Annotated in this window: 22 protein-coding genes; 7 read left to right on the forward strand and 15 right to left on the reverse strand. The window is 63.5% G+C overall.

Features of this window, described 5'->3' with window-relative positions:
• Positions 1-15: 15 nt before the first annotated feature.
• The 3 genes from LB528_RS00660 to LB528_RS00670 form a co-directional block, all read right to left on the reverse strand.
• Positions 16-483, reverse strand: a complete 468-nt coding sequence (locus LB528_RS00660) for a YaiI/YqxD family protein (RefSeq protein WP_224713481.1) — start codon at positions 481-483, stop codon at positions 16-18.
• Positions 484-549: 66 nt separating this feature from the next.
• Positions 550-1,119 (reverse strand): S-(hydroxymethyl)glutathione synthase, encoded by a 570-nt coding sequence (gene gfa / locus LB528_RS00665; RefSeq protein ID WP_224713482.1) that lies wholly within the window; start codon positions 1,117-1,119, stop codon positions 550-552.
• 280 nt (positions 1,120-1,399) lie between these two features.
• The gene (locus LB528_RS00670; protein WP_224713483.1) at positions 1,400-2,527 is read right to left on the reverse strand and encodes an S-(hydroxymethyl)glutathione dehydrogenase/class III alcohol dehydrogenase; all 1,128 of its coding nucleotides are present in this window, start codon (positions 2,525-2,527) and stop codon (positions 1,400-1,402) included.
• Between the two features lie 243 nt (positions 2,528-2,770).
• Here LB528_RS00670 and LB528_RS00675 point away from each other — a divergent pair, with 243 nt between their 5' ends.
• Both LB528_RS00675 and dnaE read left to right on the forward strand, forming a co-directional pair.
• Complete coding sequence (locus LB528_RS00675; RefSeq protein ID WP_224713484.1) at positions 2,771-4,783, forward strand: acetyl/propionyl/methylcrotonyl-CoA carboxylase subunit alpha; 2,013 nt, start codon at positions 2,771-2,773, stop codon at positions 4,781-4,783.
• 119 nt (positions 4,784-4,902) lie between these two features.
• On the forward strand, positions 4,903-8,430 hold the full coding sequence (gene dnaE / locus LB528_RS00680; protein WP_224713485.1) for a DNA polymerase III subunit alpha: 3,528 nt from the start codon (positions 4,903-4,905) through the stop codon (positions 8,428-8,430).
• 1 nt (position 8,431) lies between these two features.
• Here dnaE and LB528_RS00685 read toward each other — a convergent pair whose 3' ends face one another.
• The gene (locus LB528_RS00685; RefSeq protein ID WP_224713486.1) at positions 8,432-9,319 is read right to left on the reverse strand and encodes a DMT family transporter; all 888 of its coding nucleotides are present in this window, start codon (positions 9,317-9,319) and stop codon (positions 8,432-8,434) included.
• Between the two features lie 226 nt (positions 9,320-9,545).
• Between LB528_RS00685 and LB528_RS00690 the strand changes: the two genes are divergently transcribed.
• Positions 9,546-10,049: a hypothetical protein gene (locus LB528_RS00690; protein ID WP_224713487.1), complete on the forward strand. Its 504-nt coding sequence runs from the start codon at positions 9,546-9,548 to the stop codon at positions 10,047-10,049.
• Positions 10,050-10,137: 88 nt separating this feature from the next.
• Here LB528_RS00690 and LB528_RS00695 read toward each other — a convergent pair whose 3' ends face one another.
• Entirely contained in the window at positions 10,138-11,466 is a 1,329-nt protein-coding gene (locus tag LB528_RS00695) for a DNA polymerase IV (RefSeq protein WP_224713488.1), read from the reverse strand.
• A gap of 65 nt (positions 11,467-11,531) precedes the next feature.
• Between LB528_RS00695 and LB528_RS00700 the strand changes: the two genes are divergently transcribed.
• Entirely contained in the window at positions 11,532-12,107 is a 576-nt protein-coding gene (locus LB528_RS00700; RefSeq protein WP_224713489.1) for a GNAT family N-acetyltransferase, read from the forward strand.
• 97 nt (positions 12,108-12,204) lie between these two features.
• Entirely contained in the window at positions 12,205-13,782 is a 1,578-nt protein-coding gene (locus LB528_RS00705) for a hypothetical protein (protein WP_224713490.1), read from the forward strand.
• Positions 13,783-13,791: 9 nt separating this feature from the next.
• On the opposite strand, the gene LB528_RS00710 is transcribed toward LB528_RS00705, so the two are convergent.
• Both LB528_RS00710 and LB528_RS00715 read right to left on the reverse strand, forming a co-directional pair.
• Complete coding sequence (locus LB528_RS00710) at positions 13,792-14,445, reverse strand: hypothetical protein (RefSeq protein WP_224713491.1); 654 nt, start codon at positions 14,443-14,445, stop codon at positions 13,792-13,794.
• Positions 14,442-14,741 carry a DUF3572 domain-containing protein gene (locus LB528_RS00715; RefSeq protein WP_040982364.1) on the reverse strand — a complete coding sequence of 100 codons (300 nt, stop codon included), beginning with the start codon at positions 14,739-14,741 and terminating at the stop codon, positions 14,442-14,444. Before LB528_RS00715 ends, LB528_RS00710 begins: the two co-directional genes overlap by 4 nt.
• Before the next feature lie 240 nt (positions 14,742-14,981).
• Here LB528_RS00715 and LB528_RS00720 point away from each other — a divergent pair, with 240 nt between their 5' ends.
• Both LB528_RS00720 and LB528_RS00725 read left to right on the forward strand, forming a co-directional pair.
• Positions 14,982-15,353: a response regulator gene (locus LB528_RS00720; protein ID WP_040995610.1), complete on the forward strand. Its 372-nt coding sequence runs from the start codon at positions 14,982-14,984 to the stop codon at positions 15,351-15,353.
• Positions 15,354-15,384: 31 nt separating this feature from the next.
• Entirely contained in the window at positions 15,385-16,758 is a 1,374-nt protein-coding gene (locus LB528_RS00725) for a PleD family two-component system response regulator (RefSeq protein WP_224713492.1), read from the forward strand.
• Positions 16,759-17,307: 549 nt separating this feature from the next.
• Here the strand turns inward: LB528_RS00725 and rpmG are convergent.
• From rpmG to LB528_RS00765, 8 genes are all read right to left on the reverse strand, one after another.
• Positions 17,308-17,475, reverse strand: coding sequence for a 50S ribosomal protein L33 (gene rpmG, locus LB528_RS00730; protein WP_006201775.1), 168 nt, complete (start codon positions 17,473-17,475; stop codon positions 17,308-17,310).
• Between the two features lie 155 nt (positions 17,476-17,630).
• The gene (locus LB528_RS00735; RefSeq protein ID WP_224713493.1) at positions 17,631-18,089 is read right to left on the reverse strand and encodes a hypothetical protein; all 459 of its coding nucleotides are present in this window, start codon (positions 18,087-18,089) and stop codon (positions 17,631-17,633) included.
• Between the two features lie 92 nt (positions 18,090-18,181).
• Entirely contained in the window at positions 18,182-19,357 is a 1,176-nt protein-coding gene (locus LB528_RS00740) for an MFS transporter (protein WP_224713494.1), read from the reverse strand.
• A gap of 20 nt (positions 19,358-19,377) precedes the next feature.
• Complete coding sequence (locus LB528_RS00745) at positions 19,378-20,118, reverse strand: NUDIX hydrolase (protein WP_224713495.1); 741 nt, start codon at positions 20,116-20,118, stop codon at positions 19,378-19,380.
• An 88-nt stretch (positions 20,119-20,206) separates the two neighbouring features.
• A complete protein-coding gene (locus tag LB528_RS00750; RefSeq protein ID WP_224713496.1) occupies positions 20,207-20,653 on the reverse strand; it encodes a DUF983 domain-containing protein in 447 nt (148 codons plus the stop codon).
• The gene (rnr, locus tag LB528_RS00755; protein ID WP_224713497.1) at positions 20,653-22,962 is read right to left on the reverse strand and encodes a ribonuclease R; all 2,310 of its coding nucleotides are present in this window, start codon (positions 22,960-22,962) and stop codon (positions 20,653-20,655) included. The genes LB528_RS00750 and rnr overlap by 1 nt, the downstream gene beginning before the upstream one ends.
• Before the next feature lie 6 nt (positions 22,963-22,968).
• The gene (gene topA, locus LB528_RS00760) at positions 22,969-25,536 is read right to left on the reverse strand and encodes a type I DNA topoisomerase (protein WP_224713498.1); all 2,568 of its coding nucleotides are present in this window, start codon (positions 25,534-25,536) and stop codon (positions 22,969-22,971) included.
• A gap of 276 nt (positions 25,537-25,812) precedes the next feature.
• Positions 25,813-26,190, reverse strand: coding sequence for a hypothetical protein (locus LB528_RS00765; RefSeq protein WP_224512268.1), 378 nt, complete (start codon positions 26,188-26,190; stop codon positions 25,813-25,815).
• Positions 26,191-26,282 lie beyond the last annotated feature (92 nt).

The raw sequence follows: 26,282 nt of genomic DNA on the forward strand, positions 1-26,282 counted from the left end.
CTTGAAGATTTTGGATCAGTCCGGTGTGACGGATTTGAGCGCGCGCCGCAAGATGCGGTCGAGCTCGCCGAGGAACTGCGACCTGTCCTTCTGCGTGAAGGAGGCGTTGAAGCCGCGGCTCTCGCCGGTCTCGCGCAGATGCTGCTTGAGGTCGCGCATGGCCACGGCCATGCCGATGGTCTCCACCGTGAAGGGGCGGCCGGTGGGTCCCAGCACATGCGCGCCGAGAGCCACCGTGCGTGCGGCAAGCGGGATGTCGGCGGTCACCACAATGTCATTGGATCTTGCATTCTCGACGATCCAGTCGTCCGCTGCATCCGCGCCTTTCGAGACGACGACGTTGCGGATCATCGGATCGCGCGATGGGCGCAGGCCGCCATTCGAAACGTAGGTGACGATGACGCCATGGCGCTCCGCCACCTTCTCGACCTCGGCTTTCACCGGACAGGCATCGGCATCGACATAGATGATGGGCTCGGGCATCGTTGCTTCCAAACGAATATGGGGCCGGCGTGTCAGCCAGCCCCATGGCAGACATCGCGAGATTTGTCAGGCCGCCAAGGCTCCGGACTTCTTGGCCGTCCAGGTGGCGATATAGTCCATCAGGCCGGGGCTGAGGCAGTCATAGGGCTCGAGCCCGATCGACCTCAGCTGGCTGCGGATGCCGTCCATGCGGCTCGGATCGACGCCGGATTCGATAATCGACGACACGAAAGCGGCGAAGCCCGGCGGCGACCAGCCATCCTCCTCGAAACGCTCGGGATGGATGAAGGACAGGCCCTTGAAGGGATGATCGCGCTCGACCGGGCCGTACATGTGGACGCCGCAGCTTGTGCAGGCATGGCGCTGGATCAGCGCCGAGGGGTCGACCACCTTGAGCTTGTCGCCGTTCTCGGTGACGGTGACATCGCCTGTGCCGGCAACGGCCACCACCGAGAAGATGGCGCCTTCCGGCTTCCAGCACTTGGTGCAGCCGCAGGCATGGTTGTGGGCGATCTGGCCCTTGACCTTCACCTTCACCGGATTGCTGGTGCACAGGCAGACCAGCGTGCCGCCGGAGAAGGATGCGCTTTCCCTCGGCAAGCCGTTGTCGATCGAATGATGCAGTTTTTCGGCCATTCCTGTTTCCTCCCATGTTTTGGTCATGCCGACCCAGTGTCGATGACCACCTCACTTTCCATGAAGTGCACTTTCAGCAGTCGATGCACCTCGCTCAAGCTCCTCCTCAAGAACCTGCCATGCACGAGATAGGCGATTTCGTCTTCGCGCGATCGATCTCATGCAGTCGATTTCGACGTGCTTGTTCTCCCGAAAACTGCGCCCAAGTCCTCGCCGAAGTTCCGTATCCGATCGATCGTCGACTTCTTGTGGTCGACGAAGCGAATTCGAACTTCCTTCACTAGTAAACCACGACGCTGCGGATCGACTTGCCCTCATGCATGAGGTCGAAGCCCTTGTTGATGTCGTCGAGTTTCAGCGTGTGGGTGATCATCGGGTCGATCTGGATCTTTTTGTCCATGTACCAGTCGACGATCCTCGGCACGTCGGTGCGGCCGCGCGCGCCGCCGAAGGCGGTGCCCATCCAGGTGCGGCCGGTGACCAGCTGGAAGGGCCGCGTCGAAATCTCCTGGCCGGCGCCGGCAACGCCGATGATGACCGACTTGCCCCAGCCGCGATGCGAGGCTTCCAGCGCCTGGCGCATCACCTTGGTGTTGCCGGTGCAGTCGAAGGTATAGTCGGCGCCGCCGATCTGGTCGGCACCGCGCTTGGTCATGTTGACCAGGTAAGGCACGATGTCGCCGTCGATCTCCTTCGGATTGACGAAATGCGTCATGCCGAACTTCTCGCCCCAGGCCTTCTTGTCGTTATTGACATCGACGCCGATGATCATGTCGGCACCGGCAAGGCGAAGACCCTGGATGACGTTGAGGCCGATGCCGCCGAGGCCGAAGACCACGGCGGTTGCGCCCTGCTCGACCTTGGCGGTGTTGATGACGGCGCCGATGCCGGTCGTCACGCCGCAGCCGATGTAGCAGATCTTGTCGAAGGGGGCGTCGGGATTGACCTTGGCGACCGCGATCTCCGGCAGCACGGTGAAGTTGGAGAAGGTCGAGCAGCCCATGTAATGGAAGAGCTTGTCCTTGCCCATCGAGAAGCGCGAGGTGCCGTCCGGCATCAACCCTTGCCCCTGCGTGGCGCGGATGGCGGTGCAGAGATTGGTCTTGCGCGACAGGCATGACGGGCACTGCCGGCATTCGGGCGTGTAGAGCGGGATGACATGGTCGCCCTTCCTGACCGAGGTCACGCCCTTGCCGACATCCACCACGATCCCCGCGCCCTCATGGCCGAGGATCGCCGGGAACAGCCCTTCCGGATCGGCGCCCGACAGGGTGAACTCGTCGGTGTGGCAGATGCCGGTCGCCTTGACCTCGACCAGCACCTCGCCGTCGCGCGGTCCTTCGAGGTCCACCTCCATGATTTCCAGCGGCTTTCCGGCGGCAACGGCAACGGCGGCACGCGTTTTCATGAGGCACTCCTCCCAAGCGATCTGTAAGTTTCAGCTAACGGCAAGCTGTCGGTAGCGAATGCCAGCCTGCCGCCCCTTTGGGGTAACATTAGCGAGTTCCGCGCCGGCGGCCAACGTCTCTTGCGACCTTTTTCGGCGCGGTTCCTGCAATCGGTGCCAGCCGTGGGAGCCGGCCGTGGGCTCTTGAGGCGCACCGGAATTGTCCATAGAACTGGACCGCTTCGCCGGAGGAACGACATCCGAATGTTCAAGAAGATCCTGATCGCCAATCGCGGCGAGATCGCCTGCCGCGTGATCAAGACGGCGCGCAATATGGGCATTGCCACCGTTGCGGTCTATTCGGATGCCGATCGCGATGCCATGCATGTCGAAATGGCCGACGAAGCGGTGCATATCGGGCCTTCACCGGCGGCACAGAGCTATCTGGTCCCTGAGAAGATCATCGCCGCCTGCGAGGAAACCGGCGCCGAAGCCGTGCATCCGGGCTATGGTTTCCTCTCGGAACGCGCCTCTTTCTGCGAGGCGCTGGAGGAGGAAGGCATCGTCTTCATCGGGCCGAAGCCCAGGGCCATCAAGGCGATGGGCGACAAGATCGAATCGAAGAAGTTTGCCAGCCAGGCCAAGGTCTCGACCGTGCCCGGCTGGCTGGGCGTCATCGAAGACGCCGACCACGCCGAAAGGATCGCCGGCGAGATCGGCTATCCGGTGATGATCAAGGCCTCGGCCGGCGGCGGCGGCAAGGGCATGCGCATCGCCTGGAACAAGTCGGAGGTGCGCGACGGTTTCGAGCGGGCGCGCTCGGAAGCGAAAAGCTCCTTCGGCGACGACCGCGTCTTCATCGAGAAGTTCGTCGTGGATCCCCGCCACATCGAGATCCAGGTGCTGGCCGACGCGCATGGCACCGCCCTTTACCTTGGCGAGCGTGAATGCTCGATCCAGCGCCGCAACCAGAAAGTGGTCGAGGAGGCGCCGTCGCCATTCCTCGATGCCAAGACCAGAAAGGCGATGGGCGAGCAGGCGGTGGCGCTGGCGAAAGCCGTCGACTACCAGAGCGCCGGCACGGTCGAGTTCATCGTCGACAAGGACAAGAACTTCTATTTCCTTGAAATGAATACGCGATTGCAGGTCGAGCACCCGGTGACCGAACTGGTCACCGGCATCGACCTGGTCGAGCAGATGATCCGCGTCGCCGCCGGCGAGAAGCTCGGCATCAAGCAGAGCGACGTGAAGCTGAACGGCTGGGCGGTGGAAAGCCGCCTTTACGCCGAAGATCCCTTCCGCAACTTCCTGCCGTCGATCGGCCGGCTGACGCGGTATCGGCCGCCGGAGGAGGGTACGTTCGGCGAAACCGTCATCCGCAACGACACCGGCGTCACCGAAGGGTCCGAGATCTCGATGTTCTATGACCCGATGGTGGCCAAGCTCTGCACCTGGGCGCTGACTAGGCTGGAAGCCATCGACGCCATGTCGGAGGCGCTGGACAGGTTCGTCGTCGACGGCATCGAGCATAACATCCCGTTCCTTTCGGCGCTGATGCAGCATCCGCGCTGGCGCGAGGGGCGGCTGTCGACAGGCTTCATCGCCGAGGAATATCCGGACGGTTTTTCGCCGGTCGCGCCGGATGGCGAGGAGAGGGCGGTATTCGCCGCCGTCGCAACGGCGATCGAACTGTTGCGTCGCGACCGGCTCGACCGCCTCAGCGGGCGGCTGGCGCCGCATTCCGGACATCTCAAGCGCGACTGGGTGGTAAAGATCGGCGCTGACTATCTGCCCGTCGAAATCGTCGACGGCATGGTCTCCATCCCGATGGAGGTCGACCTGTCGATCGAAGGCGGCAAGCCGTTGACGGTCGCCTCCGACTGGCGGCCAGGCGACGCGATCTGGCAGGGCACGGTCGGCGGCAACAGCATCGCAGCCCAGATCCGTCCCGCGCTGAACGGGCTGCGGATTGCCTGGAAAGGCATGTCGGTGACGGCCCGAGCCATGCTGCCGCGCACGGCCGAGCTTGAAAGGCTGATGCCGGAGAAACTGCCGCCAGACACCTCGAAGATGCTGCTCTGCCCGATGCCAGGCCTCGTCGTCTCGATTGCCGTTGCCGAGGGCCAAGAGGTCAAGGCCGGCGAGACGCTGGCCGTGGTGGAAGCGATGAAAATGGAAAACGTGCTGCGCGCCGAACGCGATCTCACCGTGGCGAAGCTCAACGCCAAACCGGGGGACAGCCTCGCGGTCGATGCCGTGATCATGGAATTCGCCTGAGAAGAGGCGGTACCGGGTCGCAAGCCTGTGCCCTGTGGGTCATTTGTGCTGGACTGGCATGGCCCCGTTCGGGACAATACATCTGCTTGGACTGAGTCTTTGGGATAGCGCGAAAAGATATGGCGGATGAACGACTTCCACGCGACCCGTTGCAGCGCGAAGCAGCCGTGAAGGCCGCGCGGCCTGAAGCGCCGGCGCGCACCTTTATCCATCTGCGCGTGCATTCGGCCTATTCACTGCTCGAAGGCGCGCTTCAGCTTGGCGCGATCGTCGGCCATGCGGTCAAAGATGAGGCGCCGGCGATTGCGGTCACCGATACCAACAACCTGTTCGGCGCGCTCGAATTCGCGCAGAAGGCGGTCAAGGACGGCATCCAGCCGATCATCGGCTGCCAGATAGATCTCGCCTTTTCCGGTGAGGCGAGCGACAGCCAGCGCGACCGCCGCCGGCATGGGCCGGAGATGTCGCCGGTCGTGCTGATCGCCGCCAGCGAGGCTGGCTATGCCAATCTCGTTCGGCTGATAAGCAAGGTCTATCTCGAGACGCCGCCCGGCGAGCCGGTGCATTTGACCAGCGCTATGCTGGAAGATCGGTGCGACGGGCTGATCTGTCTGACCGGCGGGCCGCGCGGTCCGATCGGCAGCGCGCTCAAAGCGGACCGGCGTGACCTCGCCGAACAGAGGCTGCTGTTCCTCAAGGGCCTGTTCGGCGACAGGCTTTATGTCGAATTGGAGCGGGTCGCCGGCTACGACCGCATGGTCGAAAAGTCGACGGTCGACCTGGCCTACACGCACGACCTGCCGCTGGTCGCCACCAACGAGGCTTTCTTCTCCAAGCGCGATGACTACGAGGCCCATGACGCGCTGATTGCGATTGCCGAAGGCTCGGTGGTCGCCGCGGACAATCGCCGGCGGCTTTCACCGGACAATTTCCTGCGCGGCCAGGCCGAAATGGCGCGGCTCTTCTCCGACCTGCCGGAAGCGATCGACAACACGGTCGAGATCGCCATGCGCTGTTCCTATTATCCGAAGAACCGCAGCCCGATCCTGCCGCGTTTCACCGGCGCCGACGCCGCCGACAAGGATGCGGCCGAGAAGGCCGAGGCAGCAGAGCTTGCCCGTCAGGCGCGAGAGGGTCTGGAGGCGCGACTCGCCAAACACGGGCCTACGCCCGGCTATACGGTCGAGCAGTATCGCGAACGGCTCGAATTCGAGCTCGGCATCATCGAGAAGATGAAGTTTCCGGGATACTTCTTGATCGTCGCCGACTTCATCAAATGGGCCAAGTCGCAAGGCATTCCGGTCGGGCCGGGGCGCGGTTCGGGCGCCGGCTCGCTGGTCGCCTATTCGACCACCATCACCGACATCGATCCGCTGCGCTTCTCGCTGCTGTTCGAGCGCTTCCTCAACCCCGACCGCGTCTCGATGCCGGACTTCGACATCGACTTCTGTCAGGACCGGCGCGAGGAGGTCATCCGCTACGTCCAGCAGAAATACGGGCGCGACCAGGTCGGCCAGATCATCACCTTCGGTACGCTGCAGGCACGCGCGGTGCTGCGCGACGTCGGCCGCGTGCTGCAGATGCCTTACGGCCAGGTCGACAAGCTGAGCAAAATGGTGCCGCAGAACCCGGCCAATCCGGTCAAGCTGGCGGACGCCATCGCCAATGAGCCGCGCTTCGCCGAGGAAGCGGAGAAGGAGCCGATCGTGCAGACGCTGCTCGACACGGCGCAGAAGCTCGAAGGCCTCTACCGCCATGCCTCGACGCACGCCGCCGGCATCGTCATCGGCGACCGGCCGCTGTCCGAGCTGGTGCCGATGTACCGCGATCCGCGCTCGGACATGCCGGTCACCCAGTTCAACATGAAATATGTCGAGCAGGCGGGGCTGGTGAAATTCGACTTCCTCGGCCTGAAGACGCTGACTGTGCTGGAAACGGCGGTGAAGCTGATACGGCGGCGCGGCGTCGACATCGATCTCGCGACGATACCTCTCGACGATCCCGACACCTACGCCATGCTGTCGCGCGGCGAGGTGGTCGGCGTGTTCCAGGTTGAAAGTGCGGGCATGCGCAAGGCGCTGATCGGCATGCGGCCGGACTGCATCGAGGACATCATCGCGCTGGTGGCGCTCTACCGTCCCGGTCCGATGGAGAACATCCCGACCTACAACGCCAGAAAGCATGGCGAGGAGGAGATGGCCTCGATCCATCCCAAGATCGACCATCTGGTGAAGGAGACGCAAGGCGTCATCGTCTACCAGGAACAGGTGATGCAGATCGCGCAGGAGCTGTCCGGCTATTCGCTCGGCGAAGCCGACCTTCTGCGCCGCGCCATGGGCAAGAAGATCCGCGCCGAGATGGACAAGCAGCGCGAGCGCTTCGTCTCCGGCGCGGTCGAGCGCGGCGTCTCAAAGCCGCAGGCCGACTTCATCTTCGATCTCCTGGCCAAGTTCGCCGACTACGGCTTCAACAAATCGCACGCGGCGGCTTACGCGGTCGTTTCCTACCAGACCGCCTATCTTAAGGCGCATTACCCGGTCGAGTTCCTGGCGGCGTCGATGACGCTCGACATGAGCAATACCGACAAGCTGGCCGATTTCCGCCAGGATGCCATGCGCCTCGGCATCGAGGTGGTGGCGCCGTCGGTGATGACCAGCTTCCGTCCATTCGAGGTCGGCGAGAACAAGATCTTCTATTCGCTCGCGGCGCTGAAGGGCGTCGGCGACGCGGCGGTCGAGCACATCGTCGAGAAGCGCGGCGAGAAGCCGTTCAAGAACCTTGCCGACTTCTGCGAGCGCGTCGATCCGAAGATCGTCGGCAAGCGCGTCTTCGAAAGCCTGATCATGGCCGGCGCGCTCGATTGCTTCGGCCACGACCGGGCCCAGATGATGGCCGGCGTCGAGCGCATGATGGGCCTGGCCTCGCTGGCGCAGCAGAACGCCATTTCCGGCCAGGCCGACATTTTCGGCGCATCGCTCGGGAGCCAATCGCAGGCGCTCAACCTGCCCGCGACCGATCCGTGGCTCGCCGCGGACCGGCTGCATCGCGAGTTCCAGGTGGTGGGCTTCTACCTCTCGGCGCATCCGCTGGACGAGTACAAGGCCGCGCTCCAGAAGATGCGGGTGCAGAACTGGGCGGAGTTTTCCGCGGCGGTGAAACGGGGCGCTGCGGCCGGGAGGCTCGCCGGCACCGTCACCACCAAGCAGGAGCGCAAGACCCGCACCGGCAACAAGATGGGTGTGGTGCAGTTTTCAGATACGACTGGTCAGTACGAGGCGGTGCTGTTTTCCGAGGCGCTGGCGCAGTATCGCGACATGCTGGAGCCGGGGCGCTCGGTGGTGATCACCGTTTCGGCCGAAGACCGGCCGGAAGGCATCAATCTGCGTATCCAGACCGTGCAGTCGCTGGAGGACGAAGCCAGCCGCATCCAGAAGGCACTGCGCATCTTCGTGCGCGATGCGGCACCTCTCGGCACGCTCGCCAATCAGCTTTCGGTGAAAGGCGAGGGGCAGGTGAGCTTCGTGTTGATCAAGGACGCCGGACAGGGCGAGGTCGAGATCGAATTGCCCAATCGCTACCGTATCTCGCCGCAAGTCGCATCGGCGATGCGGGCTGTGCCCGGTGTGGTTGAGGTCGAGTTGGTTTAGCTCAGGGCGTTGCCGCTTCTGCTTCGGCCGCGCGCGGCGTCTTCTTCTGCAGGTTGAGCAAATTGCCGGCGAGAATCAGAGCCGCGCCGCCGGCGGTGAAGACGTCGACCTGCTCATGATAGAGCAGCCAGCCGACCAGCGCCGTCAGCGGCACGCGCAGGAAATCCATCGGCGAGATGATCGTGGCATCGGCGTGGACCAGCGCGCGGGCTAGGCAGAAATGCGACGACATGCCGGTGAAAGCGATGAGGAAGATCCATGGCCAGATCCCGGGCGAAGGGTTGTGCCAGTTATAGAGGGCCGGGATCAAGCCAACTACCGACTGGATGATCAGCATCCAGAAGATGATGCGCACCACGCTTTCGGTCCTGGTCATCGACTTCACCAACACCATCGAGATACCGAAGCAGACCGCGGCGCCGAGCACGACGATGTGGCCGGGATCCATCGAGCCCGCGCTGGGGCGCACGATGATCACCACGCCGATCAGGCCAAGCACGATCGCCGTCAGTTTTGATCGGGACAGTCTTTCCCCCAGAAAACTGGCCGCGAGAATCGCCGTCCAGATCGGAGTCGTGAACTCGATGGAGATCAGCACGGCGAGCGGAATGAGCGTCAGCGCGTAGAGCCACGCAGCCTGGCCGGTGTAGTGGACGACATTGCGGGCGATGTGGGCGAAAGGGCGCCCGGTGCGCATTGCGGCGAAACCGCCGCTCATCACCACCAGCGGCAAAAGGATGAAGAAGCCGATCACCGAGCGCAGTTCCAGCACCTGGAAGACGTTGAGCTCGGCCGTCGTCTCGCGGCCGGCAACCGACATCGCCAGCATCGAGGCGATTGACAGAGCCATCCAGAATGCGGCTTTTGGGATCGAGGGAGCGGGCGCCATTTAGGCGCCTATGTCGCAAGCCTGGACTTGGGCCGCAACCGTTAGTGGCGCCATTCCACTGGGCCAGCCAATCGGGATGTCAAAAAACCGTCATAGCGACGGCGGAACCTTGCCGCCGCAGCGTCTGTTAAGTCCACGCTTCCGTCGTCCTTCGGAAGATGCCGGCCGAAACGGCGTCATACTTTTCCTGGAATTGTTCTAGCGATCGCGAGAGGGGAACGCCTTGATGAAATCGACTGCCGTCTTGTTGGCCGCCGCTTGCCTTTTCTGTTCGACGGGCGCGCATGCCGACGAAGCAGCGTTTCTGCGCTCGCTGCAGGGAAAGTTTTCCGGCAAGGGCACCGTCAGGATCAGAACCAACACCCCGGTGATGAATATCAACTGCACCTTCACCTCGGACGCGACGGCGAACTCGCTGTCGCTTGGCGGCACCTGCCGCGCACTGCTGATCATGTCACGGGAAATACGCGCCGACCTGAAAGTCAGCGGGGCAAGCTACACCGGCACCTATATCGGCTCGCGCAGCGGGCCCGCGGGGCTGAGCGGAAGCCGCAAGGGCGACGCGATCAATCTCGACATCCACTGGGCGAAAATCGTCAATGGCGACCGCGACGCGGAGCTGACGGTCGAGAAGATCGGGCCGGACAATATGCGCATGACGGTGACCGACATGGATCCGGTGACAGGCAAGATGGTGGTGACGAGCCGGATCGATCTCGAGCGCAGCTGACCTTTGCTTTGACGCAATTCCGGACGGAAGGCGACGGCGAAGCCGCCGCGCCTGACCGCTCACACTTTTCCTGGAATTGCTCTAAACGTCACTCTTCAAGCGGTTCGGGCGGATTGGCGGCGCGGCCTTTGCCGAATGTATAGCCGGTTTCGACGGCTTTTCTGCCGAACTTGTCGCGCAAGGTGTCCATCGCGTCTTCGGCCAGCGCACGCTTGCGCGACTGCAGGTCGACCAGATCCGGCGGATCGGCTTTTTCATCGTCGGAAAGATCGCTGACGCCGATGCCGAGCAGGCGGAATTTTGTGCCGTCGGCCTCGCGGCGCAAAAGGTCGAGCCCGGTCTGGAAGATGCGGTCGGCCAGGCGTGTCGGGTCGCCGAGCTGGCGGTTGCGGTTGCGGGTCTTGAAATCCTGCGTCTTCAGCTTCAGCACCACCGTGCGTCCGGCGATGCCTGATTTCTTCAGCCGCGCCGAGACCTTTTCCGACAGGCCGCGCAGCACTGGCACCAGCTCCGCCAGAGCGGCGATGTCGGTGTCGAAGGTGGTCTCGGCCGACACGCTCTTGGCATCGCCGTCGGGATCGACCGCGCGGTCGTCCTCGCCGCGCGACAGCCGATAGAGCCGGTCGCCCATCACGCCGTAGCGGCGCATCAGGTCGCCGCGCTCCATGCGCTGCAATTGCGCGATCATGCGGATGCCGTCGCGCTCCAGCGTCGCGGCTAGCGCCTTGCCGACGCCCCAGATCATCGTCACCGGCTGCGCCGCGAGGAAACCTGGCGCCTCGGCTTCGCCGATCACCGAAAAGCCGCGCGGCTTGCGGAAATCCGAGGCGATCTTGGCCAGGAACTTGCAGTAGGAGAGGCCGGCCGAGACAGTGATGCCAAGTTCCTTTTCCACCGTCTGCGCGAAGCGCGCCAGCACCAGTGCAGGCGGCATGCCGTGCAGCCGCTCTGTGCCGGCAAGGTCGAGAAAGGCTTCGTCGATCGACAGCGGCTCGACCTGCGGCGTCAGCGCCTGCATCAACGCGCGGACCTCGCGTCCGACGCCGACATATTTTTCCATATTGGGCGGGATCACCACCGCTTCCGGGCAGAGTTCCAGCGCCTTGAACATCGGCATGGCCGAGCGAACGCCTTGGATGCGGGCGATGTAGCAGGCGGTGGAGACGACGCCGCGCCGGCCGCCGCCGACGATGACCGGCCTGTCTTTCAGCGCCGGATTGTCGCGCTTTTCGATCGCCGCGTAGAAGGCGTCGCAATCGATATGGGCGATCTTGAGCCGGTAGAGTTCGGCATGGCTGACGAGGCGCGGACTGCCGCAGCGATCGCAGCGACGCGTCTGCGAGCGCTGGAGCGCCAGGCAGTCACGGCAAAAACCGTGTTCGGGATTGTTGACAGGAGCCGCCATCGCTGCGAACATAAAGAGAACAAACGCAATGGTACGACAGCGCAGGGCCGGCAACAAGCTTGGCCTGGGGAGAACGCATGAGCACGACCATAGCACCGTTGACCCCTGAGCGCTGGGCCGATTTCGAGGACCTCTTCGGCAAGCAGGGCGCCTGTTACGGCTGCTGGTGCACGCATTTCCGGCTGGCGCCGGCGGAACGCCGCGCCAGCGACAAGGAGCGCAACAAGGATCTCATCAAGGCGCGAATCGAGGCCGGTCCGCCGCCGGGACTTCTCGCCTTCGAGGACGGCAAGGCCGTTGGCTGGATGCAGGTCGGCCCGCGCGCCGACATCCCGGAGTGGAACAATCAGGGCAGGGGCTCGGCCCCGGTCGATCCGGCAGATGCCGACGAGCCGACTGTCTGGGCGATCTCCTGCTTCTTCGTCCGCGTCAAGGCGAGGGGACGAGGCATCACGCATCGCCTCGTCGAGGGCGGCATCGCCTTCGCCCGCGAGAACGGCGCAAAGCTGCTGGAAGCCTGCCCGATCGACCTGTCGCGCGATTCGCGTTCGATCGGGCTTTTCGTCGGCTCGTCGCGGGTGTTCGAGAAGGCCGGCTTCGAAAGGCTCGTGGAGCGCAAGCCCGGCCGGCCGCTGATGCGCTTGGTGCTTTAGCCGGATGCGCTTTTGGCCTACAGTCGGCGTCTTGCGGCTGTAACGCTTCTTGCCTACCAGAAGCATAATCATTCTTCCGGGACCACGGAGAACCAACGTGAAGCGTATTTTGCCACTTGCCTTTGCCCTTGCGCTCAGCGCGCCCGCCTTTGCGCAGACCGTGGACAGCCAAGGCGCCAAAGATCTGTCCGACAATCTGGCGCGCTATTTCGGCAAGCAGGCCTTCGACAAGGGCGTGCTCAAGGTTTCGGTCGAGGGCGACGCCTACAAGATCGCTCTCGACATCAAAGCGCTCGTCAACGCGCTGCCGGAGCAGAAGCTCCTGAAATTCGACATGGCGCCATACGCGCTGATGGTGAAGCCGCGCAGCGACGGATCATGGGATGTCTCGTCGAATTTCTCGCAGGGCGCGTCCTTCGAATTCGACGGGCCGGAGGGCCGTCAGAGCATGGAGTTAGCGATCAAGGACGGCAAGTTGACCAGCGTCTACGATCCGGCCCTTGCGGCCTTCACCAGCGCGACCAGCTCATTGGCCGGGATGACCATGACGTCGCGAGAAGCCAAGCAGCAGGCAGACGTCTCGACCGGCGCCGGCACCGCCACCGTTACCGCGACCAAGTCCGCCAATGGCGGCGTCGACTTCACCGCCACGCAAAAAGTCTCGGACTTTGTCGAGATGATCAAAGTCGATGATCCTGAAAAGGGATTGAACTTCCCGGTCACGCTGAAAACGCCGGAACTGACAGTTGATGCGAACGGCAAAGGCGTGCGGACGAAGCCGCTGCTCGACCTGCTTGCCTTTGCCGTGGCCAATGAGGACGAAGCAAAGCTCAAGGCGAATCAGGCCGAGCTCAAATCGCTCATGCTGGCCGCGCTGCCCATCTGGGAAAGGATCGACGGCAATTACGGCTTCAAGAATTTCGAGGTGGAGAGCCCTGTCGGCAAATTCGGGGCCACGCAGTTCAGCACCGCATTCGGCATGGACGGCGTCTCCCAGAACGGCAAGGTTGATTACACGATCAAGGCTTCCGGTCTGACAATCCCGCATCAGACCCTGCCTGAATGGACGGTGCCGCTGTTGCCCACGGACATCGACCTGAACTTCGGCGGCGCCAATATCGATCTTGATACGATGGCGAAAAAGGCGATCGAAGCCTTTGATCTCAATAAGAATCCGCCGCTCTCGGATGAATTCGGCAAGGCTCTGGTCGCCGATTTCAAGGCCAAGAATCCGAAGGTCGTCATCGGACACAGCACGGTGAAGAATGGCGACGTCGAGCTCGCGATGGAAGGCGAGATGACGTTTCCCGGCGAAAAACCCGATGCGAGCGTCACCGTCGACATCGCCGGCTATGACAAGATCGTCGACGCCCTGAAGGAAGGCGCCAAGAGCGATGAGCAAATGGCGCAGGCCTTCCCGTTTGCCCTGGCCGTCAAAGGCTTCGGCAAGACGCTGCCGGACGGTCGCCTGGAGTGGGTGATCAACACCAAGGCCGACGGATCCGTCACGGTCAACGGCGCGATGCTGAAGGGGCCGGATGCCGCCCAGGACGACAGCTCCGGCCAGGATGACAATTCAGGCGATGACGACGCGAACGGAACGGATGATTCCACCGGAGGCGACGGTTCGGACGGCGGCGACAATGGCGGGGCAGGGGCGAAGCTGCAGCCCTGATCGCTCGCACTAAAGCCTGAGAGCGCTCGCGATCTTTGGCGCCGCATCGCGCCAGTCCTCGACTGAGACGATGTCTTCCGGCGTCGGCGGCAGGAAGGCGCGCAGCGAATTGTCGGCCATCAAATGGAAGAGGTGCGCGTCCGTGACGGAATTGCGCGCCGAGACCAGATTGGAAGGCTGGTCGTCGACGAAGGCGACCGGCCGACTTTTAAGGCCGCGCAGTTTGGCAATGGCCGGTCCCTTGGCCATCTCCGTCGTCAGCAGCGGGTAGTTGAGTCCCAGCGCATCGAGATGCGCGCGGCGCACGGCGCGGTGCTTGTGCGGCATGGCGGTCAGCATGACGATCTCGGCGCTTCGGCCGAGCATCGCCAGCGCATCCGCCGCGCCGTCGGTGACGCTTTGCCAATCCGCCTGGGCGTCGAAGAATTCGCCAAGCAGCGCCGTCACTTCCGGCTGTTCGATCAGGCGCCCGGTCGCCGTTTCGGCGATGTTGCCGGTAAGGCGGAAGGATGCCAGCGTCAGTCCGAAGCCGCGCGTTTTCAAGAAATGCGGGAAGGGCCGGACGAATTCGAGCACGACGTCATCGACATCGAGCACCAGCAGCGGGCGATCGTCGGCGGCAAGCTCTTCAATCTGCCGCGCCGTCTCGGGATCGTCGCTCATGTCGAGCGCTCGTGATCGTCGTTGCCGAGCGGAAGGGCGCGCAAAGCCTTGCCAACGGCGGCCGGCGGCGTGCCGGTCTCCTCGGCGAAGCGCAGCAGCGTCGGCTCATGGGCAAGGATGAATTGCAGGACGCCGGCCAGGAAGCCGGGCTCCGCGGCAGCCCTGCGGATCGAGTTCGCCTCGATGCCGGTGATCGCCAGGAAGCGGGGTAGAAGCTCCGGATCGGCAGCGACGAAGCCCAGTGCCTTGACGGCAATGGTTTCCGCTTCCTCGCGCATTGACGCTGCGTTCGCCATCACTACCTTTGGAATTGTGGATTTTTTCGAGTCTCCTTCCGCAGTAACGGCAAGCGTCGCTTGCGGCAAGCCTCCGCTCTCTCGCGTACAACGTCCGAAGGTGGAATTGGTGCAGCTTTCCAACCTGCGGTTTCCGTTTCGTCAATCATATTGGGCTAGAGTGGAAAAGGGTTGGGTGCGGTCCGAAGGGGACGCATTGCGACGGCTTTCGGCTTCGAGGGCGGTCGGGACGGGAAACTGATGGCTAAGAAGGTTATGATCGTCGAGGACAATGAGCTTAACATGAAGCTCTTTCGGGACCTCATCGAAGCCAGCGGTTACGATACGGTTCGCACACGCAACGGGCTGGAAGCGCTGGATCTGGCGCGCCAGCACCGGCCGGACCTCATCCTCATGGACATCCAGCTGCCCGAGGTCTCCGGCCTGGAAGTGACGAAATGGCTGAAGGAAGACGACGAGTTGCATTCGATTCCGGTCATCGCCGTCACCGCTTTCGCCATGAAGGGCGATGAGGAGCGCATCCGCCAGGGTGGCTGCGAGGCCTATATCTCCAAGCCGATCTCGGTCCCGCGCTTCATCGAGACGATCAAATCCTATCTGGGCGACGCCTGATGCCCGAGACCAGCAGAACCGGAGTTTTGAGATGACCGCGCGGATCCTCGTCGTCGACGATATCCCCGCCAATGTGCGGCTGCTGGAGGTTCGGCTGCTTGCCGAATATTTCGAGGTGCTGACCGCCAATAACGGCCTGGATGCGATCGAAACCTGCGAGAACGGCAAGGTCGATGTCGTGCTGCTTGACGTGATGATGCCGGATATGGACGGGTTCGAGGTCTGCAGGCGCCTGAAGAGCGATCCGGCGACCTCGCATATCCCCGTCGTCATGATCACCGCGCTCGACCAGGTTTCGGACAGGGTGCGCGGCCTCGAGGCGGGTGCCGACGATTTTCTGACCAAGCCGGTCAACGACCTGCAACTGATGACGCGCGTGAAGAGCCTCGTCAGGCTGAAATCGCTGACCGACGAGCTCAGGCTGCGCGCCTCGACCACGCGCAACATCGGCATCGAAGAGCTTCTGAGCCGCGATTTCGCGACCGAAGACGCCAAGCCGAAGGTGCTCCTCATCGACGAGCGCAAAACTTCCGTCGAACGCATACAGAAGATGTTGCGCAACAGCGCCGATCTCGACGTTGCAACCGATCCGAACGCGGGATTCTTCCAGGCAGCCGAGACGGCTTATGAATGCGTGCTGATCTCGACCACCTTCTCCGACTTCGATGCGCTGAGGCTATGCTCGCAGCTGCGCTCGCTCGACCGCACCCGCTTCCTGCCGATCATGCTGCTCGCCGACGAAGGCGAAGAGGGCCGCGTCCTGCGCGGCCTGGAGCTCGGCATCAATGACTACCTGATCCGGCCGATCGACCAGCACGAGCTGACGGCACGCCTGCGCACACAGGTGCGGCGCAAACGCTATAACGACCAATTGCGCGCCAGTGTCGCCCAAACCATCGAGATGGCTGTAATCGACGGGCTGACCGGGCTGCATAACCGGCGCTACCTGGACAGCCATCTGCAGACGCTGTTCGATCGCGCCGTGGCGCGGCGGCGGCCGCTGTCGGTGATGATCACCGATCTCGATCGCTTCAAGTCGATCAACGACACTTATGGCCATGACGGCGGCGACGATGTGCTGCGCGAATTCGCTAGGCGGCTTCGCAAGAATGTGCGCGGCATCGATCTCGCCTGCCGGTTCGGCGGCGAGGAGTTCGTCGTGGTGATGCCGGATACCGATGGCGCGGTCGCCGAGAAGGTGGCCGAGCGTATCCGCGCCGAGATCGCGCAGGCGCCGTTTGCGGTCGGCAATGACGGCAAGACGATCGAGGTCACGGTCAGCGTCGGCGTGTCCTCGCTGCTGAAAGGAACCGACAGCGTCGCGGCGCTGATGAAGCGCGCCGACCTTGCGCTCTATGAAGCCAAAAGCGGCGGCCGCAACCGGGTCGTCGCCAAGGCTGCCTGAAGCGCGTCGCGATCTTCAGGATTCGCTTCATGCGCTTTGCGTTTTAACTCTGCTCCTGTCTTTGTCCCGAAACCGGTTCCCGCTTTCGGGAGAGATACTTCGGGAAAGATGCTGATACCCGGCCGACCCAACATGGTTACAAATTTACCTTAACCCAAGCGATTCGCTAACGGTGGTTAAGAAATGGTTGATTTTTATAAGGTCTTGCGCAAATCTGCGACGTATAGACAGACGACGAGGCCGGCACGAGGGTAGACTAGCCGGCTCGATCCAAAATACCCCATGATGCTCAGGTCCGCCGCATCTCCTGGGTCCGTGGGGTCGGCCGGCCGGCGCTGGCACATAGTGGCCTCCTCGTACCGCTGCCAAACGCCGACCGGCCCCCTTTTCCAAAAACGGCCACAGGAATCTTACGCAGAGAGCCGCGTGGCTCCTCGATCGTCCGGTCTTTCCTCTCGTCGAAAAGCCGCGTCAGACTTTCCCCGGAATTTACCCAAAAACAAAAACGCCGCCCAGAGGGCGGCGTTTTGATTTCTCAGGATAACCAGATCACTTGATCTTGGTTTCCTTGAACTCGACGTGCTTCTTGGCGACCGGATCGTACTTGCGGAACGAGAGCTTGTCCGTCTTGGTGCGGCTGTTCTTGCTGGTGACATAGAAGAACCCGGTGTCGGCGGTCGACAGAAGCTTGATCTTGATGTTTGCGGCTTTGGCCATGATTTTCGTCCGTTAATGTTCCTGGAGTTTTGGCCGCTGAAGCACGGGGAAAACACCCGGACGCGGGAAACTTGGCGCGACACATAAAGAACGCGCTCGGAAAGTCAAGCCCGGGCCCTTCCTTACCTCATTTCGGCATGGCCGATGTCACCGCTTCAAGCGTGCTCTCCGATCACCTGCCCCGCCTTTTTCCAGTCGCCCGTGGTGTTCCACCAGCGGTTCGGATTGGCGCGATCGTCAAGACCCTTGGAGCGGCTGGCGAGAAGCGGTTGGATGCGGATGACAGGCTCCTGGTAGGAATGGGCCTGGAATATCGCCTCGACGACACGGGCGGCGAGCGCCTGGTCGTCGGCGATCTCGAACGACACTTCGACGGTGCCGGGCCGTCGGCGAAGTTCGGTCTCGGCGCCGGCGGCGGCGCCTTCGAGCGACCGGTAGCGCTCGATGCCTTGCGCCGACTGATAGGCGTTGGCGTCATACTTGCCCATGCGCAGCGGCGTGATCGCCACCACGGCCTCCATGATGCGCTCGACATCGGCGGCCGGCGCCTGGAATGTGACGAGCAGAAGCAGTTCCATCCTGAGGGATTTGGTTTCAAAGCCGCTGTCGACCATCGCAATTCTCCTACCTCGCGTTCGAGACAGGTATAGCAGGGGTGCTGCTGACACGGTGATGTCAGGATGCCCGCCGCTTCAGCCGCATTTGCCTACAGAATCTTGCGCACCAGCCTGACCAGGATCAGAGCCATGTAGGCGGCGAAGAAGAAAGCCAGCGACCAGCCGAAGCCGGATGGGCCGAAGGCATCCATGCCGATGCCGATCGCCTGCGGACCCAGCACCATGCCGACACCATAGCAAAGCACGAAGGCGGCATTGGCCGATGCCAGCTCATGGCCGGAAAGCTGGGAGCCGAGATGGGCAAGGCCGATCGTGTACATGGCGGCGACGACGCCGCCCCAGACGAACAGAAGGGCCGCCATCAGATGCCAGTTCTGCGCGAAGAACGGCATGAAGACGGTGCCGACAAGGCCGACGATGGCGCAGGCCAGAAGCAGGTAGCGGCGGTCCGAGACGCGGTCGCTGATCATGCCGATCGGGATCTGCAGGAGCACGTTGCCAAGCCCGATCATGGTCAGCAGGAGCGCTGCGTCGGCCTCGGAATAGCCGATCCGGCTGCCATAGACGGGGAACAGCGAGAAACCGCCGGTCTCGACCGCGCCGAAGACAAGCACGGCGAAGGTCGCCGTCGGCACCAGCCAAATGTAGCGCAGGAAGTGGCTGGTCTCGCTGTCGGCGACGATGCTCGGGCTCTCGTTGCGGGCCGCGAGCACCGGAATGGCGGCAAGCGTCACCAGCGCTATGGTAACGCCGAATGGCAGGAAGCCCGAACTGCCGAGATGGGCGAACAGCCAGGGTCCGGCGGCAAAGCCGAGTGACAAAACGGTGGCGTAGATACCAAGCACAAGGCCCCGCCGGTTCGGCGGGGCGGAGGTGCTGATCCAGAATTCCGACAGGATGAACAGCACCGTCAGGGAGATGTGCAGGGCGACGCGGAGCGGGAACCACATCCAGAAATCCGGCGCGAAATGGAAACCGACAAAGGCGAGCGCGCCGATGGCGATCATCAAAAGCATCGTCCAGGCGACGCCGAGCCGCATGGCAAGCGGCGTGGCCAAAGGCGCGCCGGCGATCGAGGCGAGGCCGGCGACGGCGGTGTTGAGGCCGATCATCGAAGCCGAATGGCCGCGGCTTTCCAGAATGACGCTGAGCAGCGGCATGCCGAGGCCGATGGCGATGCCGACGACGCTGATCGAGGAGATCGCCGCGACCATCGGCAGCCAGTGTACGCGTTCGTCGCCCTGTTGTTGGGTATCGACCGTCATGGGATCAAAATGCTCTGCTTCTAAAGGACTTCGCGGACAAAGCGGTTGCGGACGAGCCGGAAGAACGGCACGGCACCCCCCGGCCGCAGCAAGGGATCGCCGGCAAGCCGACTTTCCAGTTCTTCCAGGATCATGCCGGTAATGTCGGGGATGTCGGCCTTGCGGGCGTCGGCAAGCGGCAGCCAGACGAGTTCCTCCAGCTCGTTGGTCGGGCCGCCGCCGGGCAGTTCCACCGCAACGTCGTGGCGCCAGGCGCTGAAGAAACGCGTGTCGAAACGGCGCACGCGATTGGGCGGGGTGATGGCGCGGGCGATGAAGCGGAGCACGTCCAGCGACGGGATAACGCCATGTTCGGCGAAACCCTGCCAGTCGCGCTTCGCGGTCGAGAAGGCGCCCTTGCGGCCGATCAGCAGGCCGGCTTCCTCATAGGTCTCGCGAATCGCCGACAGGGCGATTGCGCGGGCCCGCGCCGCGCTGGCTTGGCCGGGGCCGGCGACCAGCTTTTTCTCTTCTTCGCCGCGCAGAGGCGCGCCGACAGGAATGCGGCTGTCCGCAGGATCGGTGCGGCCGCCGGGAAAGACGAATTTCCCGGGCATGAAGGCATGCCCGGCATGGCGCCGGCCCATCAGCACCAGGACGTCCTTGTCCCGGCGATCGAGCAGAATGAGGGTCGCGGCATCACGCGGACGCAGCGCCCGGCCGCTCCGCACGGCCAGGCCTTTATCGAGCTTGTCGACATCCGCCTTGGTCATTCCTTCCATGCGCCCGACCTAGCGGAAACTACCTCGATGTGAAAGTGGGTTGCGCGTCGCGGCTTTTGAACCAGGGTGGACGATGGTGCGACCTGGCTTATGAATGGCTCTCGAATTCGTCCTTCTCGTCGCCGAAGCCGTGCATATAAAATGCCCATTGCAGGCCGATGACGGCGCCCTTGACCGGCTGCAGCAGCGCGACGGCAAGAACAATGGTCAGCGGCACCCAGATCAGCGCGTGCTGCCAGGTCGACAGCGTGGTGGTCGCCTCCACTGCCATGAAGGAGCCGACCACGATGTGGCCGACAATGACGATGACCAGATAGGCAGGCAGGTCGTCCGCGCGATGGTGGTGCAGTTCCTCGCCGCAGACTTCGCATTTGTCTGCGGGCTTCACGAAGGCGCGGAACAGCTTTCCCTTGCCGCAATGCGGGCAGCGACCGAACAAGCCGCGCTTCATCGCCGTCCATAGCGGACGCGCGATGCGGCCTGAATGATGCTCGCCGCCGAAAACCTGTTCTTCCACTTGGAAGTTACCTGGCATTACCGTCTCCTGCCGCGCGGACCGACGCGCGATTGCGACGCGCGGGCGCGGCCCTTGGCTTTGTGGAACGACCGCTTAGAGCCGGGCAAGGGCTTCGGGTCGGTCAGCATCTCGAAACGCATCGCGCCGGCCATCGGCGCGACCTCGACCAGCCGAACCTCGACACGATCGGCAAGCTGATAGCCCTTGCCGGTGCGTTCCCCGTACAGCGATCGGGCGGTTTCGTCGTAGATATAGTAGTCGCCGCCCAGAGTTGACACCGGAATAAAGCCGTCGGCGCCATACTGCGGCAATTGGACAAAGAGTCCCGCCTTGGTGACGCCGGAAATGCGCGCGTCGAAGGTGTCGTTGACGCGCTCGGCGAGATAGGCGGCGATCAGCCGGTCGACCGTATCGCGCTCGGCGGCCATGGCGCGCCGTTCCGTGGCCGAGATCAGCGCGGCGACCTCCTCCAGCCGGTCCGCCTCCTGCTGCGTCAGGCCGCCGGGACCGAGACCAAGTGCCGCGATCAACCCGCGGTGCACGATCAGATCGGCATAGCGGCGGATCGGCGAGGTGAAATGCGCGTAACGCCTGAGGTTGAGGCCGAAATGGCCAATGTTCTTCGGCGAATACTCCGCCTGGCTCTGCGAGCGCAGCACCACTTCGTTGACCAGCGCCTCATTGTCGGCACCGCGCACCCGCTCCAGAATGCCGTTGAACTGGCTGGGCCGCATCTGCGCGCCGCGTGCCAGCGACAGGCTGAGCGTTTGCAGGAATTCGCGCAGCGATTCCTGCTTGGCGAGCGAAGGCGCGTCATGGATGCGGTAGACGAGGGGCTCTTTCTTGCCCTCCAAGGTCTCGGCCGCCGCGACATTGGCCTGGATCATGAACTCCTCGATGAGCTTATGCGCGTCGAGGCGCTCCGGCACGATGACGCGGTCGACCGTGCCGTCGGGCTTCAGCAGGATCTTGCGCTCCGGCAGGTCGAGCTCCAGCGGCTGGCGGGAGTCGCGGCCGCGCTTCAGCACAGCATAGGCGTCCCAGAGCGGCTTCAGGACGCCGTTGAGGATCGGCCGCGTCTTGTCGTCGGCCACGCCGTCGATCGCGGCCTGCGCCTGCGGATAGGCGAGCTTGGCGGCCGACTTCATCATGACGCGGTGGAAGGAGTGCTTGAGCTTGCGGCCTTCCGAGGAGAAGGTCATGCGCACGGCGATGGCCGGACGATCCTCGCCCTCGCGCAGCGAGCAGAGGTCGTTGGAGATGCGTTCGGGTAGCATCGGCACGACCCGGTCCGGGAAATAGACCGAATTGCCGCGCCTCAAGGCTTCGCGGTCGAGCGGCGTGCCGTAGCGGACATAGGCTGCGACATCAGCGATCGCCACGGTGATCACAACGCCGCCGGGATTCTTCTCGTCCGTGTCGGGCGTGGCGAAGACCGCGTCGTCATGGTCCTTGGCATCGGCCGGATCGATAGTCACCAGCGGCAGGTCGCGCCAATCCTCGCGGTGATCGAGCGTCGCCGGTTTCACCGCTTCGGCCTCGGCAATCACGTCCGCCGGAAAGATATGCGGAATGTCGTGGGCATGGATGGCGATCATCGAGACCGCCTTTTCGCTGCTCAAGGATCCCAGCACCGCCAGCACTTTTGCCCTGGGCAGTCCGTAACGGGATGCGCGCGCCGGCTCGACCTCGACGAGGTCGCCGTTCCTGGCGCCGTTCTGGAATTCCTTGTCAACGATCAACTCCGGCTGGCGCCGCTCGACCGGCTCGATGCGGAACGTGCCGTCCTTCAATACGCGGAAGACGCCGAGCACCGCATCGCTGCGCTTCTCGAAGATCTTCATCACCCGCCCGGTATAGGCTGGGCCTGACGGATCGTCGGTCGGGAAGGTTTTTGCGAGCACGCGGTCGCCGATGCCCGGCACGGGGCCGCTGGCGCTGCGCGAAATGCGGATGGCAATGACGGGCGGAGAACCGGCGCCGGTATATTCGCTCGGATTGGCCAAAAGCACGCCGTCATCGTCGCGGCCGAAAATATCGAGCACGGCGACGTGAGGCACGGCGCCCGCGCGGCTGAGGCGCTTGCGCTCCTTGGTCAGCAGGCCTTCGTCTTGCAGGTCGCGCAACATCTCTTTCAGCCAGACACGATCCCCGCCGCGCAGGGCGAAGGCCTTGGCGATCTCGCGCTTGCCGGAGCGGTCCGGATTTTCGGCGATGTAGCGCAGGATCTCGTCGCGCGAGGGCCGGTAATCGTCCTTGACCACCTTGGCCCTCGTGTCGGCGTGGCGCGGATCGCCGTGGCTTCTTGCGGAGATCCTGCGCGCCACGTCCTGCTACCCCTTCTTCGCCGCCCTGTGGAAGGGCTTTTTGCCGCCTCCGCCCTTGGCTTCCTTTTCGGCGATAAGGCCAAGCGCCTCTTCCATCGTCACCGATTGCGGGTCCTTGCCCTTGGGCAGCGTCGCATTGACCTTGCCGTAATTGACATAGGGACCATATTTGCCGTCGCGCACGACGATCTTGCCCCCGCCATCGGGATGGTCGCCAAGCTCTTTCAGGGCCGCCGGCGTGGCGCCGTTGCGGCCGCCCTTGCCCTTCTGCTGCTTCTCGGCGATCACCGAGACGGCGCGGTTCAGGCCGATCGAGAACACGTCCTCGATGCTCTCCAGATTGGCGTAGGTGCCGTCATGCAGCACGAACGGGCCATATCGCCCGAGGCCGGCCGAGATCATCTTGCCGGTTTCGGGATGTTTTCCCACATCGCGCGGCAGGGCCAGCAGCGCCAGCGCCTTCTCGTGGTCGATCGACTCGGGCGTCCAGCCCTTGGGTAGGCTCGACCGCTTGGCCTCCTTGCCTTCGCCGCGCTGAATATAGGGCCCGAAACGGCCGCTCCTCAGCGTGATTTCCTCGGCCGTGTAAGGGTCCTTGCCTAGCAGCTTGACGCCGTCCTCGCCATTGCCGTTCTCGCCATTGGGATTGGCGGCGTCGCCGAGCTGGCGGGTGTAGGAGCATTCAGGATAGTTCGAGCAGCCGACAAATGCGCCGAACTTGCCGAGCTTCAGCGAGAGATTGCCGGTGCCGCATTTCGGGCAGATGCGCGGGTTGGAACCGTCCTCGCGCTCCGGGAAGACCAGGGGCGCGAGCTCTTCGTTGAGCGCATCGAGCACGTCGGCGACGCGCAGTTCCTTGATGTCGTCGACGGCGCCGGAGAAATCCTTCCAGAAGTCGCGCAGGACGTCTTTCCAAGCGAGCTTGCCGTCGGAAATCTCGTCGAGCTTCTCCTCAAGCGAGGCCGTGAAGTCGTACTCGACATAGCGCTCGAAGAAGCTTTCGAGAAAGGCCGAGAGCAGCCGGCCCTTGGCCTGCGGCACCAGCTTGCGGCGGTCTATGGTGACGTAGTCGCGGTCCTCGAGCGTCTTCAGGATCGCGGTGTAGGTCGAGGGACGGCCGATGCCCAGCTCTTCCAGCTTCTTGATCAGCGACGCCTCGGAGTAGCGCGGCGGCGGCTCGGTGGTGTGCTGGGTCGCGTTGATCGCCTGACGGGCAAGCTGCTCGCCGGAGCGGATCTCGGGCAGGCGGCGGCTCTCCTCGTCCTCGGCATCCTCGTCCTTCTGGTCGGTATAGGCGGCAATGAAGCCGTCGAAGCGGACGACCGAGCCGATCGCGCGCAGCTCCGCGGTGCGGGCGCCGTTGACGGCCTCGATCTCGACCGTGGTGCGTTCGATCTCGGCCGGCTGCATCTGGCTGGCAATGGCGCGCTTCCAGATCAGCTCGTAGAGCCGGGCCTGGTCGGCATCGAGATATTGCCGAACGGAAGCCGGCGTGCGCTTGAAATCGGTCGGCCGGATCGCCTCGTGGGCTTCCTGGGCGTTCTTGGCCTTGGTGGTGTAGAAACGCGGCTTCTCCGGCAGGTATTTGGCGCCGAACTCGCTGACGATGGCGTTGCGGGCGGCCTCGATCGCTTCCGGCGCCATCTGCACGCCGTCGGTTCGCATATAGGTGATGAGGCCGGCAGTCTCGCCGCCGACATCCATGCCTTCATAGAGCTTTTGCGCCACCTGCATGGTGCGGTTGGCCGAGAAACCGAGACCTGACGAGGCGGCCTGCTGCAGCGTCGAGGTGGTGAAGGGCGGGCCGGGATTGCGTTTTGTCGGCTTGGCTTCGACCGACAATGCCTTGAAGGTCGCGCCTTCGAGCATCGCCTTGATGTCGTCGGCCTGAGCCTTGTTGGCGATGTCGAGCTTTTGCAGCTTCTTGCCGGCAAAGGCGGTCAGCCGCGCCTCGAAACTGTCGTTGCGCGGGGTGCCGAGGATGGCTGCGATCTGCCAGTATTCCTCGCGGATGAAGCGCTCGATCTCGGATTCGCGGTCGCAGACCAGGCGCAGCGCCACGGACTGGACGCGGCCGGCGGAGCGGGCGCCCGGCAGCTTGCGCCACAGCACCGGCGAGAGCGTGAAGCCGACGAGATAGTCGAGCGCACGGCGGGCGAGATAGGCGTCGACCAGCGGCGCGTCGATCTGGCGCGGATTGGCCATGGCATCGAGCACCGAGGCCTTGGTGATGGCGTTGAAGACGACCCGGCTGACCGGCTTGTCCTTCAGCGCGCGCTTCTGCTTCAGGACTTCCAGCACATGCCAGGAAATCGCTTCGCCCTCGCGATCCGGGTCGGTGGCGAGGATCAGCCCATCGGCATCCTTGACCGCCTTGGCGATGTCGGCGAGGCGCTTGCCGGACGCGGTGTCGACCGACCAGGACATGGCGAAGTCTTCGTCGGGCCGCACCGAGCCGTCCTTGGCCGGCAGATCGCGGACATGGCCGAACGAGGCCAGAACCTTATAGTTCTTGCCCAGATATTTGTTGATTGTCTTCGCCTTGGCCGGCGATTCGACGACGACGACGTCCATGAGGTCTCTTAATCAGCTGTGAGGTGGCGGAAGAACTCCGCGACGCACGACGAAATCCCACTCTTTTCGTCGCTCACATGGCCGTGCTTTTGCAATCGGTCAAGGGGAAGCGGCCAATTTGGGAAGCGGCCGCGGACGATACACTCTTAGAGTGTATGGCAAAGATCACATTTTTTGGGATGGAGGATGCACGCCGCGAACCGGGCGGACGACCGGTAAAGACGACCGGCTGCCGGATCAAGGGAGCCGGCAGCCGGAGCATTCAACAGCGTTGCCTCAGTCGGCCTTGACCACGTGCCAGGCGCCGGCGGCGCCTTCGCCGGTCATGTCGCCGGCTTTCTTGTCCTTGACGAAGGTATATACCGGCTTGCCGTCATAGGCCCACATCTTGGTGCCGTCTTTGCGCTCGACGATCGTCCATTCGTCGTCCGCCTTGGCGCTGGCCTCGGCCTTCAGCGGCGGCCAGTTGGTGGCGCATTTGTCATAGCAATTGGACTTGCCCTTCTCGTCCTTGTCGAAGGTATAGAGCGTCATGCCCTTGGCGTCGGTATAGATCTTGGTGCCGCCCGCTTCGGCTTCCTTCCAGGCTTCCGCGGCCTGGGATGCGGCGGTGCCCAGCAGTAGCGCGGCAAACCCGAGTGCGATTGCTTTCACGATAGTCTCCCTGAAAACAAGCGCGCGGCAGTCGCGCGCTTGTTCGGTCAACGCGTCGGGATGCCTGTTTCTTCCTGCGGCGAAGCGCGACG

The organism is Mesorhizobium sp. CA4, assembly GCF_020165075.1.
Taxonomy (GTDB): Bacteria; Pseudomonadota; Alphaproteobacteria; order Rhizobiales; family Rhizobiaceae; genus Mesorhizobium.